The organism is Polycladomyces abyssicola, assembly GCF_018326425.1.
GTDB classification, from domain to species: Bacteria; Bacillota; Bacilli; order Thermoactinomycetales; family JIR-001; genus Polycladomyces; species Polycladomyces abyssicola.
In genome coordinates this window covers 1461035-1472722 of the sequence record NZ_AP024601.1, presented here as the reverse complement: position 1 = coordinate 1472722, position 11688 = coordinate 1461035, and the positions used below count along the sequence as shown (strand labels likewise).

General features: G+C 53.7%; 12 protein-coding genes. All 12 read right to left on the bottom strand.

All coding sequences use genetic code 11. The features are described 5' to 3' along the window. Positions 1–123: 123 nt before the first annotated feature. The 12 genes from KI215_RS07280 to KI215_RS07225 all read right to left on the bottom strand — a co-directional run bounded on the left by KI215_RS07280 (position 124) and on the right by KI215_RS07225 (position 11664). The gene (locus KI215_RS07280) at positions 124–1308 is read right to left on the bottom strand and encodes a D-alanyl-D-alanine carboxypeptidase family protein (RefSeq protein WP_212774866.1); all 1185 of its coding nucleotides are present in this window, start codon (positions 1306–1308) and stop codon (positions 124–126) included. Between the two features lie 74 nt (positions 1309–1382). Continuing rightward, a complete protein-coding gene (locus tag KI215_RS07275) occupies positions 1383–2375 on the bottom strand; it encodes a phosphotransferase (RefSeq protein WP_212774865.1) in 993 nt (330 codons plus the stop codon). Between the two features lie 118 nt (positions 2376–2493). After that, a complete protein-coding gene (locus KI215_RS07270) occupies positions 2494–3819 on the bottom strand; it encodes a pyrimidine-nucleoside phosphorylase (RefSeq protein WP_212775111.1) in 1326 nt (441 codons plus the stop codon). After that, entirely contained in the window at positions 3819–4646 is an 828-nt protein-coding gene (locus KI215_RS07265; protein ID WP_212774864.1) for a purine-nucleoside phosphorylase, read from the bottom strand. The genes KI215_RS07270 and KI215_RS07265 overlap by 1 nt, the downstream gene beginning before the upstream one ends. A gap of 20 nt (positions 4647–4666) precedes the next feature. Next, positions 4667–5479 (bottom strand): purine-nucleoside phosphorylase, encoded by an 813-nt coding sequence (locus tag KI215_RS07260; RefSeq protein WP_420830185.1) that lies wholly within the window; start codon positions 5477–5479, stop codon positions 4667–4669. A gap of 29 nt (positions 5480–5508) precedes the next feature. After that, a complete protein-coding gene (gene deoB / locus KI215_RS07255) occupies positions 5509–6699 on the bottom strand; it encodes a phosphopentomutase (RefSeq protein WP_212774862.1) in 1191 nt (396 codons plus the stop codon). 70 nt (positions 6700–6769) lie between these two features. Next, positions 6770–7009, bottom strand: coding sequence for a DUF4227 family protein (locus KI215_RS07250; protein WP_212774861.1), 240 nt, complete (start codon positions 7007–7009; stop codon positions 6770–6772). A 61-nt stretch (positions 7010–7070) separates the two neighbouring features. Further along, positions 7071–8204, bottom strand: coding sequence for an alanine dehydrogenase (gene ald / locus KI215_RS07245; RefSeq protein WP_212774860.1), 1134 nt, complete (start codon positions 8202–8204; stop codon positions 7071–7073). 193 nt (positions 8205–8397) lie between these two features. Beyond that, a complete protein-coding gene (gene fur, locus KI215_RS07240; RefSeq protein WP_212774859.1) occupies positions 8398–8877 on the bottom strand; it encodes a ferric iron uptake transcriptional regulator in 480 nt (159 codons plus the stop codon). Positions 8878–8971: 94 nt separating this feature from the next. Further along, the gene (spoIIM, locus tag KI215_RS07235) at positions 8972–9652 is read right to left on the bottom strand and encodes a stage II sporulation protein M (RefSeq protein ID WP_246512239.1); all 681 of its coding nucleotides are present in this window, start codon (positions 9650–9652) and stop codon (positions 8972–8974) included. Positions 9653–9895: 243 nt separating this feature from the next. Beyond that, positions 9896–11125, bottom strand: a complete 1230-nt coding sequence (locus KI215_RS07230; protein WP_246512238.1) for an endonuclease Q family protein — start codon at positions 11123–11125, stop codon at positions 9896–9898. After that, positions 11122–11664 (bottom strand): NUDIX domain-containing protein, encoded by a 543-nt coding sequence (locus KI215_RS07225; protein ID WP_212774858.1) that lies wholly within the window; start codon positions 11662–11664, stop codon positions 11122–11124. The genes KI215_RS07230 and KI215_RS07225 overlap by 4 nt, the downstream gene beginning before the upstream one ends. Positions 11665–11688: the final 24 nt, after the last annotated feature.

Genomic DNA, 11688 nt, shown 5'->3' with positions numbered 1-11688 from the left:
CATCCTCACTCCCCTCTTTTTTCCACCCACTATTTCTACAGCCTTGTGATACTTTCCTTCCCGCTGACAAAAGAACAAAAAAATCGGGGACATCTGTCACCCGATTGAATAAAGTGTGCCCTGTCAATCAGTGGATGAGGAGCTGGCCTTCTCCGGAATCCACAAAACCGATTTGCTCACCCGTTTCCACGTCGCCCACAAACCGGCGCGCCGTATTGCCAGTGGGCTGTTCAATGCCATTCTACTGACAATTCTCCCGTCCTTGATGATTTGAATCTCGCCGATCTTTTGTCCTTTGGCCACCGGTGCCTGCAAATCGTTCCACACGATGCGGCGTTGGTATTGTTGCGGTTTGTCTCCCTTTTTCATCAGAATGCTCAGCGGATAGGGCGCTTTGATGAGGATCCTTCCAGGGTCCCCTTTCTCCACCCGGCGTTCGGCGATGGGGTCATCTTTGCGGTAGATCAACCGGTTGGTGTACTGCGAATAAGCGAAATCCAACATACGCGATACTTCATGATTGCGCGTCTTTGCATTGGGTTCCCCCATCACGACGGCAATGACGCGGAAGGTGCCTTTTTTGGCAGATGCGGACAAGCAGAATTTCGCCTCCGAAGTATATCCGGTCTTCAGTCCGTCCACACCGGGATAAAATTTGACCAATCGATTGGTATTGACCAACCAGAACGGCTTAGTAGTACCCTGCCGGAGATAATCTTCGTAAATACGTGTGAAATTGGTGATCTCCGGATGTTTCAGCAACTCCCTGGACATGATGGCAATGTCATGTGCGGTGGTGAAATGGCCTTCCTCAGGCAGGCCGTTCACGTTGCGAAACTGTGTATCCCTCATACCCAAGGCTTGTGCGCGTTGGTTCATCTCGTTGACGAATGCTTCATCAGTACCGCTGACATGTTCTGCCAGGGCGACAGAAGCATCGTTAGCCGACGCCACTGCAACCGCCTTCAACAAATCGCGCACCGACATACGTTCACCGGGCTCCAAATAAATTTGCGACCCCCCCATTTGCGCAGCGTGTTCGCTGACACGGACGAGATCGTCATATTTGATCTTTCCCTGATCCAATGCCTCCAGCACCAGCAGCATCGTCATGATTTTGGTAATGGACGCGGGTGGCAGTTTTTCGCGCCCGTTTTTTTCATACAGGATGGTTCCCGTATCCGCATCCATCAGTACAGCGGAACGAGCTTGGGGTGCCAATTCGCGCTCTTCCGCAAACGCGCGCGGCATCATTCCCATGAACAACAAAGCAACCATCAAAACGGACAACATGATTCGAGATCGCATGGATCTTCCCTCCTATCCTGACTAGCTTTAGTGTGATCGGCGGATAGGAGGATTATTCCAACACACTGCCACTTTTAACCACGGTGGTATAAATAGGCGAGATACGGGTCTTTTCGCTTTTCGGTCCGGATCGTGTCGTCCCATCGCCGTAGGAGCGATGGGTAACGACCAGAGGAGAACCATACATTGCGTGCCAGCCGGAACAGTTTGGGCGGTACAGCCATTCGGGAGCATAAGGCGACATATTCGGAAGCTCGAAGCGGATATTCCTTGTGGTAACTCTCCAAGAAACGTGACATCTCCTGCTCGGGCCATCCGTGGCGAGGAAAATGATACTGCATCAATTGAGCCAGGTCCCGAACCCGGTCATCCCAAGCCATGCGCTCGTAGTCGATCAACCACACCTGCTTTTTCCCATCCGTGAGGATGTTTTCATGATGAAGACTACCGTGACACAACACCTCGATCGGCCCATCACCCGATCGTCGCCACTTCTCCGCCCGTTCCCACGATTGCCAGGCGAGTTGAAGGCGGTATTGTAAAAAAGAGAGATGCTCCATCCCGTTAACCGGAGAAGCCCAACCGGTTCGTATGTCTCTGAGCCAATGCCACTGTGCCATCAAAAATCTCGGCCACCAACTGCGTTCCTGTCGCCCCGAAGGGCATCGGGAACGACGGTAACGCTTGAAACAGGCATGGTATTGCGCCAACGCACCAGCAGCCGATCCCAACCAATCGTGTCGCTTGGGCGACACCTCTTCTACATGTTGCAACCACTCTTCCATGCAATAGAGATGATCTCGATACGTTACCAACCACTGACCATCTTTGGTCGGAATCGGGGCAGGCAGACGGGTGAACCCCTTTTTCTTCACATGCTCCACTACTTCAGCTATATAACCGAGGTCTTTCATCTTGCGGGCGTTTTTTAACGCATACACACCCTGATCTGTTTCCACCCGATAAGCTGCGCGTACCTTTTCCAAACGAGTAACACGAAAGGGATAATGATTCTCGACCAACACCTGCACTTCCGACGGCTCAATCGTTACATCCGCGCGTAACATATGCCCCTCCTTACGACCGAACTTTTTTATTATGTTTATGTTCCGGGAGGAGATGGGTTCATGACCACGTTTTAGCGGAAATAAAAAACGGGGAACCCAACGGTTCCCCAACAAATTCTCATATATTGATGATCCCGTTACGATCCACGATGTGGCGAACCAACTTTGGCGCCACCACCGTTTCTTCGGAAATCTCGTATGCCGCCAATACCTGCGCCTTCACATCCTCGATGCGCGATAAATCATTGGCATGAAGAGTAGCCAGCGGAGTACCTTTTTGTAGCGCATCCCCGATTTTCTTGTGGAGGACGATGCCCACCGCGTGATCGATCCGATCCTCTTTGGTGGAGCGTCCCGCCCCCAGCTTCATCGCCGCCAAGCCGATCTCTTCCGCCTGCAGAGCAGATACCGTACCGTCAGTCGGAGCCGATACCTCAATCCGGTGTTTCGCTTGCGGGAGGCGTTCCGGGTGATCCACAACGTCGGCATCTCCATGTTGTGCCCGAATAAACGCACGAAACTTCTCCAATGCAGAGCCGTCTGCCAACTTGGATGCCAACAAGGCACGGGCTTCCGCATACGTGGACACCACCTCGGCGAGTAACACCATCTGCGCTCCCAGCGTTAAACTCAGCTCGGTGAGATCTGCCGGTCCCTCACCGCGCAGGGTGTCGATCGCCTCCTTCACTTCCAACGCATTGCCGACGGCAAACCCGAGCGGCTGGTTCATGTCGCTGATAACAGCCACAGTTTCCCGCCCCACTTGGGTACCGATGGACACCATTGCTTTCGCGAGTCGGATGGCATCCTCTTCTTTTTTCATGAATGCGCCGTGACCTGTTTTCACATCCAACACGATCGCATCCGCGCCGCCCGCAATTTTTTTGCTCATGATGGAGCTGGCGATCAAGGGGATGGAATCCACCGTCGCCGTCACATCGCGTAGTGCGTACAGTTGTTTGTCCGCCGGAGTCAGATCGGCCGTCTGGCCGGTTACGGCGATACCAATCTCATTCACCTGACGAACAAACGCCTCCCGCGTCAGCGAAGTGGAGAAACCGGCGATGGACTCCAACTTGTCGATCGTGCCTCCGGTGTGCCCCAATCCGCGCCCAGACAATTTGGCTACGGGAACCCCGGCGGCGGCTACCAGCGGGCCCACGACCAGGGTCGTTTTGTCCCCCACGCCGCCTGTGCTGTGCTTGTCCACCTTTTTTCCGCGAATCGAGGCAAGATCCACTTGTTCACCGGAGCGGACCATCGCCATCGTCAGATCAGCCGTCTCACGATCAGTCATACCGTTGAAGTAGACCGCCATCGCCCAAGCGGACACCTGATAGTCTGGAATCTCTCCTTTGGCGTATCCCCGAATGAGGAACTCGATCTCCTCCGTCGTCAGTGCTTGTCCATCCCGCTTTTTGCGAATCAGATCCACCATGCGCATCAAACGGTCACCTCTTCAATGATGCCCTTCACCAACCGGATAAACCGGGGCCGCGTCCGGTTGGCTACTTCCACCACCTGTTCATGCGTCAAAGGTTCCAGTTCTTCACCGATGGCCATATCGGTGATGCAAGAGATGCCCAACACGCGAAGACCGGCATGGTTGGCGGCGATCACTTCCGGCACCGTGGACATGCCGACGGCGGAACCGCCCAGATTGCGCAGCATGATCAGCTCGGCCGGTGTCAGATAGGTGGGACCGCTCACACCCGCATACACACCTTTCTGTACGCGGACATCCAGCCGTTTGGCCACCTTTTCAGCCAGCTGCACCAATTCGGGATCATATGCACGCGACATATCCGGGAACCGCGGGCCCAGCTCCGGTATATTGGGACCGATCAGCGGGTTGTCTCCGGTCATGTTCAGATGGTCGGTGATGATCATCAGATCTCCGGGTTGAAAAGATGGATTCATCCCGCCCGCGGCATTGGTGGCAATCAGCGTGGTGACGCCGAGGAATTTCATCACGTATACGGGAAACACCACTTCCTGCTGGCTGTAGCCCTCGTAATAATGAAACCGGCCTTGCATGGCAACCACATTTTTGCCGGACAGCTTTCCGATCACCAATTGTCCTGCATGCCCTTCCACCGTCGACACAGGAAAGTGCGGGATCATTTCATACGGAATCTTTACCGCGTCTTCGATCTCATCGGCCAGCACACCCAGACCGGAGCCCAGGATCAACCCGATTTCCGGCCGGATATCCGTTTGTTGTTCGATGTATGCTTTGGCTTCTTGGATTTGTTGTAAACGGTTCGTCATCTCGGTTCCCCCTCTGCCCCTTACATCCGGTTCAAAATACCTTTGACCAGACGGATGAACGATTCTTTTACCCGTTCCGCCGTTTCCATCACTTCTTCATGGCTGAGCGGTTGAGGCAAAATGCCGGCGGCCATGTTGGAAATGCAAGAGATACCCAACACTTCGATACCCGCGTGCCGGGCCACAATCACTTCCGGAACGGTGGACATGCCGACTGCGTCCGCCCCCAGCTTGCGCAGCATGCGAATTTCGGCCGGCGTCTCATAGGAAGGTCCGAGCAACCCGGCATACACTCCCTCGCGCAGGCGCAATCCCTGTTCATTTGCGACCGTTTGCGCCAACTCGCGCAGAGATGCCGCATATGCTTCCGACATATCCGGGAAACGGACCCCCAGTTCGGGATGGTTGGGACCGATCAGTGGGTTGCGTCCTGTCAGGTTGAGATGATCCTTGATAAGCATCAGATCGCCCGGTTCAAACGATTCGTTCACACCCCCGGCCGCATTGGTGACGATCATGCGGCGTACACCCAGCGCTTTCATCACCCGGATCGGGAATGTCACCGCTGTCAGGGGATATCCTTCATACAGGTGGAAACGGCCTTGCATCGTGATGACTGATTTGCCTTCCAGCTTTCCGATCACCAGTTGTCCCGCATGTCCTTCCACCGTTGACACCGGGAAGTGCGGGATGGTTTCGTACGGAATTTTGACCGCGTCTTCGATCTCATCGGCCAGAACGCCTAGTCCGGAGCCCAGGATTAACCCGATTTCCGGTTGGACCGTCAAACGCTCTTCAATGTATTCAGCCGCTTCTTTGATTTTTTTCAGCATCTCTTCCATATGTTTTCTCTCCTCTCCCATCACGATTGAAAACGCAACTCACCCAGAAAACTGCGGCCGTGCTTCGGCATCTTTACACCGAAGTTGTCGGCGATGGTCGCTCCTACATCGGAGAATGTTTCGCGAATACCCAACGATTTCCCTTCTTGTACAAGAGAGGGGCTCCACACCAACAACGGTACATATTCACGCGTATGGTCGGTGCCGGTGTGTGTGGGATCGTTCCCGTGATCAGCCGTGATGATCAACAGGTCGTCATCTCCGCAAGCGGACAAAATCTCAGGCACCCGTGCGTCAAACTCCTCCAATGCTTGAGCATATCCTTCAGGATCGCGACGGTGACCGTATTTGGCGTCAAAATCGACCAGGTTGACAAAGGCCAAGCCGCGGAATTCTTCTTTCAACACATCCAACAACCGGTCGACGCCGTCCATATTGGATTTCGTTTTGATCGCCCGTGTCACGCCTTCCCCGTCGTAGATGTCGGAGATTTTGCCGATCGCGATGGAGTCCCATCCCGCTTCGGCCAAATGATTCATCACCGTCGGATGCGGCGGTTTGATCGAATAGTCCCGCCTGTTGGCCGTACGTGTGAAATGACCCGGCTCACCCACAAACGGCCGCGCGATCACACGGGTAACCGAGAACCGCTCGTCCAATGTCAGCTCACGCGCAATCTCGCAAATGCGATACAACTCCTCCAGCGGAATCACTTCCTCGTGAGCCGCCACTTGGAATACGCTGTCGGCAGACGTGTACACGATGACGTCCCCGGTTTTCATGTGTTGCTCGCCCAACTCTTCGATAATGGCCGTGCCGGATGCCGGTTTGTTGCCCAGTACCTTGCGGCCGATCCGCTTTTCAAAAGCAGTGATTAATTCTTCCGGAAACCCGTTTGGATAGGTTTTGAAAGGGACAGTAGTATGAATGCCCATGATTTCCCAATGCCCGGTCGTCGTATCCTTTCCCGCGGAGACTTCCATCATCTTGCCGTAATGCGCCCGGGGTTTTTCTACAGGCGGTATTCCCTGCACCGGTTCAATGTTGCCCAATCCCAGCTCCATCATGTTCGGCATATGCAATCCATGGCGATGTTCAGCGATATGTCCGAGGGTATTCACCCCTTCATCTCCATAGTCCGCCGCATCCGGCAGGGCACCGATGCCCACGCTGTCCAACACGATCAACGCTACACGTTTGAACCGTTTCATCTCCGATTCACCATCCCATCCACATTTCTCAACAAAAAAGCCCGCACGGGCAATCCAACCCTTGCGGCTTTCATTCCCCCAACCAGTAAAACAGAAAGAGGCGTTCTTTCACCCCCATCTCTTCAGATGGACGGGGAATCATTTGCTGAGCGAACACTTTCACGGCTCGCCCACTCGGTTCCCGGTAACGCGGCTTGGGTTCCAGCAGTAGGCCGAAAAACGCAATCACCTGATAAAACAACAGCGTGAGCAGGAAGAACAGAAGAAAAAACTTTCCCCACTCCACCCAGCGTCTGAGCGAGATGATCATGGAACCTCGTCCCTTTCAGCAGTTTCCCTACATCGTATGGAACCCCAGCCGCGATTATGCCTTATCCCGCCAAGGCCTGTCCCATCACGTCATCCAGTGGCGTATATGGGAGATTGAGGCTTTCGGCCACCGCTTGGTAGGTGACATGACCTTGAATCACGTTAACCCCTTTGGCCAACGGACGACTGTCACGAAGCGCTTGTTCCAACCCTTTGTTGGCGATTTGCACCGCATACGGAATCGTGACGTTGGTCAGCGCGATCGTCGATGTCCTCGGCACGGCTCCCGGGATATTGGGCACCGCATAATGTACCACACCATGTTTCACATAAATCGGATCACTGTGCGTCGTGATCCGGTCGATCGTTTCGATGGACCCACCTTGGTCGATGGCGACGTCCACGATCACTGATCCCGGCGTCATCGTTTTCACCATTTCTTCGGTGACCAGCCGGGGAGCACGCCGACCCGGTATCAGCACCGCACCGATCAACAGATCCGCTTTTTTCACGGCTTGGGCGATGTTGTAGCTGTTGGACATTAAGGTGCGCAAACGGCCGTGGAAAATGTCGTCCAACTGACGGAGCCGATCCGGATTGATATCAAGCAACGTCACATTCGCCCCGAGCCCCAATGCCATTTTCGCCGCATTGGTACCCACGACACCACCACCGATGATTACCACTTCCCCTGGTAATACGCCTGGGACACCACCCAACAGAACGCCTTTGCCGCCTTTGGGTTTCTCCAGGAACTGAGCACCGATCTGTACTGACATGCGACCGGCCACTTCACTCATCGGTGTCAACAATGGCAGGGAACCATTGTCGAGCTGAATCGTTTCATAAGCGATGGCGGTCACTTTTTTCTCCATCAATGCTTGCGTCAGCTCCGGTTCGGGCGCCAAATGGAGATAGGTAAACAGAATCAGCCCTTCGCGGAAATAGCGATATTCGGACGGTTGCGGCTCCTTTACCTTCAATATCATGTCGGCGGAAGACCAAACCTGCTCAGCGGAGTCCAACATCTTGGCTCCGTGCGCCACATAATCTTCGTCGACAAAGCCACTTCCTTCGCCGGCACCTCTTTCGATCAGCACCTCATGTCCGGCGAGTACCAGTGCATCCACGCCGGCGGGTGTGATCGCGACGCGGTTCTCGTTGTTCTTAATCTCTTTGGGTACCCCGATGATCATGCGAGTCCAGCCTCCTTTGGTATGTTTATCATACCACCAGACACGGGTCAATCATACAGCGATAAGAAGGATTCTCAATGCAGGGGGGAGTGATCATACGGGATGTACCCGGTTACCCGCTTTTTGTAAACGTTTTCTTATTCATCCAAGACAAAAGAAGATGAAACCCAAAAACGTGAGATCCGACTGGATCTCACGTGACTTTGGAAGCAGCCAGTTTTTTCGGATCTTTCACCTTGTCTTTGCATCGATGACAGATACCGTGGAACGTCAAACGGTGGTCGATGATCTGAAAATCGAACTCCCGTTCCACACGTTCTTCAATCGGTCCCAACCAGTCATCCACAATTTCATCCACCGTACCGCAGTTCAGGCAGATCAGATGGTGATGATGGTGTTCCGCTCCTTCAGCGCGGAACTCATAACGGGTGACACCATCGCCGAAGTTCAGCTTGTGGATGATCTGCAATTCACTCAACAGTTCCAATGTCCGATAAACCGTAGCCAAGCCGATTTCCGGTGCCTTCTCTTTCACCAACAGGTAGACATCTTCCGCGCTCAAATGGTCTTCCTCGTTTTCCAACAGTACGCGGACGGTCGCTTCCCGTTGGGGGGTTAATTTGTAGTTATGGGCAGATAGCTGTTGTTTGATGCGATTTACCCGTTCTTCCACATCAACACCCCCCCACTGCATTTCCTGTCCTCATTATATGGGAGGTCGTGGCAGAAAGTCAAATCTATCAAAAACCAATATCAGATAATAATCATTACAAGTTTATAAAGGTCCCCAGCCATGCCTGAGCGTGTTCCAGGGGAGGAACGGCGGAGCGCATCAGCCACGGCGACACGTATGCCTCAAAAAACGAAGCGATCACCAACACGATCGCCATCGCCGTAACGGAGACTGAATAGGTTAAAAACTGGGGATAGATCGTTCCCCGCCGCTGTATCAGCCGGTTTTTCACCAACAGAAGCGAAAACTGCAAGCCGGACACCGCGACAAATATCATCACCGGTACCACGAGCAGATTGTGGGGCAAAACCGCCAACATCGCAAACCACAATCCTTTCCAGGAAAGTTGGTTCACCAAAAAACCCACCGTGAAACCGATGCCCAACCCCTTTAAAAACACCAAGATCAAAATCAACGGCAGCCCCACAATGGACAAACCCAAGATCCACATCAAACCCAAGGTTTTCAGATGATCTCCCATCGCATGCTGAAAGGCGATGCGCGGTTCAGCGATGCTGTTCTTGTTCAACCCTTGAAAAAAATATCCCATATAATGGAGTAAATCTTGTTTTTGTGAATCGGACAATGTATTGACAATAATCGCCCCGAACACCACGCCCATGACGAATAGTACGGTAACGAAAATGTACAGCGACAGCAAGCTTTGTACATGCTGTTGCACCCAGATTCCGAACCGCTTCCGATTGCGTTTCACCCTGTTCCCCTCCTTGTCCTACTCTATTTCTATGAAAGTGGACAAAGAAAAATGCCATCGTTTGGGAGAACAGGAGAGGGAGAAACAGTAACCAAAGTGTTTTCACCACTCGCGATTCCGAGCTCGCCGTTCCACTCGCTCCTGAATCACTGCGCTCAAAGGTCGCTTGCGGGATAACGGCCACCCGCTGTTAGCGAAGCGGTAACGGAAATCGGAGCCCACGGACTTTGTCAACAACCTGAATCAGGTTTGGTTTTGGACCTGTTTCACTTTGCCATACGTACCGCCACCGCCCTCGTCAAATTGCAAGCGCTGTTCCCGCGCCAAACGAATGTGCTCGGCAATGGACGTCCCGGCGATCGACGCAATCTCTTCGATGTCGGCGTGATGGAGGATGTGCATTTCCGTGCCGAACCGGTCCAGCAGCTTGCTCAGCGTTTTGGGACCCAGTTTGGGGATGAACTCCAACGGCACCTGATACACATACGGCGGGCGATGAGCGGGTGCTGTCGAGGGTTGGTCGGCAATTTCCGCTACGCGATCCGAAACGCCCTTCACCACCTTGAGTGAGCCGCACCGCAGGCATCGCCGGGTTTCCTCGGGCGGCAACAGCGCTTCACATTTGAGACAACGCGTCCGGTAGTATTTGCCCAATTTGGGGTTTAACCCATAGTTGGCAACGATACGGCGTCCGTCTTGTCTCAGCAACGCTCGCTTCAACTCCAAAAAGCTGGGAGCGGCGATGCACAACTCATTGTACTCGCGACCGATCTTTGGAATGGAATGCGCATCCGAATTGGTGACGAACGTTAGAGCGGACAGCTCGGAAAGCCGGTCAGCTAGTGAACTGTCAGCGGACAGACCCAATTCGACCGCCGCGATCCGGCCCATGTCCAACCAATCGCGCATCCGGTCCGACGCACTTCCGTATACACTTTTAAACGGGGTAAACACATGAGCTGGTATCATCAAACCATCCAGCTGTGTCACTTGCTCCTGAAGTTCACTCACGGGCGCATAAAGACGCTGGGTACTCAACTGTACATTTTTCATTCGCTTGGACAGCCAATACGTAAACCGCCGAATCGCATCAAATGACGGAAAGTATGCCAATAGATGAGCTGTGCCGAATCCGGGCTCTTTCACTTCAATCTCCGTACCCAGTATGACGATGGTCTCGCCGTAGACCAGACCTCCGTCCGGGTGCTCACGGTACACGCCCGCTTCCAGTCGCGCCGCGATTTCTTCCTGCACCGGGGGAGAATGGGCGTCGATGATGCCGATCATGTCCAGTCCTTTTCGTTGAGCGGATTCCCTGACGATCCGTTCAAACGTCAGATTGCGTGCGGCACTGATTTTAACAGGAAGACCGCTTTCGGTGCGCCCGATGTGAATGTGCAGATCGGCGAAATAAGAGGTCATACGGGGGGAACCGCTCGATGCCCCCGTCTGACTGTAACCCGCTTCGTTCATCCCTGCATCTCCTTCAATTGCCAATGATACACGGCTGCCACCGTTTTCGCATCGCAAATCTCACCATCGGCGATCCGTTGCCAAGCTTCGGGTAAGGTCAGTTCCACCAGTTCCACGAATTCGTCTTGATCCGGCCGCGCCTCTCCCCTGTGCAATCCGCTCGCCACATAGAGATGAATGATTTCGTCGGCAAACCCGGGCGAGGTATAAAACGATACGAGCGGGGTCATCTCTTCAGCTCGATACCCCGTTTCCTCCTTCAATTCACGAAACGCGCATACGCGGGGATCTTCACCCGGTTCCAGTTTCCCTGCCGGAATCTCCAGGATCGTCTTTTCCAGTGGTTTGCGAAACTGCCGCACCAACACCAGTTTTTTTTCATCCGTGATGGCCACCACCGCAACCGCTCCCGGATGTTTGACGATCTCGCGCTGGGATGTTCGGCCGTCGGGCAAAGTCACTTGGTCCAGCTGCAGCCGAATGATATTGCCTTCATAAATCGTTTGACTCTTGATCGTTTTTTCCTCCAACCGGCTCATTCCCATTCACTCCCTCACACCTAT

Coding starts and splice junctions, on each gene's coding strand:
- KI215_RS07280 (WP_212774866.1), bottom strand. CDS start 1,308: ATGCGATCTCGAATCATGTTGTCCGTTTTGATGGTTGCTTTGTTGTTC.
- KI215_RS07275 (WP_212774865.1), bottom strand. CDS start 2,375: ATGTTACGCGCGGATGTAACGATTGAGCCGTCGGAAGTGCAGGTGTTG.
- KI215_RS07270 (WP_212775111.1), bottom strand. CDS start 3,819: ATGCGCATGGTGGATCTGATTCGCAAAAAGCGGGATGGACAAGCACTG.
- KI215_RS07265 (WP_212774864.1), bottom strand. CDS start 4,646: ATGACGAACCGTTTACAACAAATCCAAGAAGCCAAAGCATACATCGAA.
- KI215_RS07260 (WP_420830185.1), bottom strand. CDS start 5,479: ATGCTGAAAAAAATCAAAGAAGCGGCTGAATACATTGAAGAGCGTTTG.
- deoB (WP_212774862.1), bottom strand. CDS start 6,699: ATGAAACGGTTCAAACGTGTAGCGTTGATCGTGTTGGACAGCGTGGGC.
- KI215_RS07250 (WP_212774861.1), bottom strand. CDS start 7,009: ATGATCATCTCGCTCAGACGCTGGGTGGAGTGGGGAAAGTTTTTTCTT.
- ald (WP_212774860.1), bottom strand. CDS start 8,204: ATGATCATCGGGGTACCCAAAGAGATTAAGAACAACGAGAACCGCGTC.
- KI215_RS07230 (WP_246512238.1), bottom strand. CDS start 11,125: ATGAACGAAGCGGGTTACAGTCAGACGGGGGCATCGAGCGGTTCCCCC.
- KI215_RS07225 (WP_212774858.1), bottom strand. CDS start 11,664: ATGAGCCGGTTGGAGGAAAAAACGATCAAGAGTCAAACGATTTATGAA.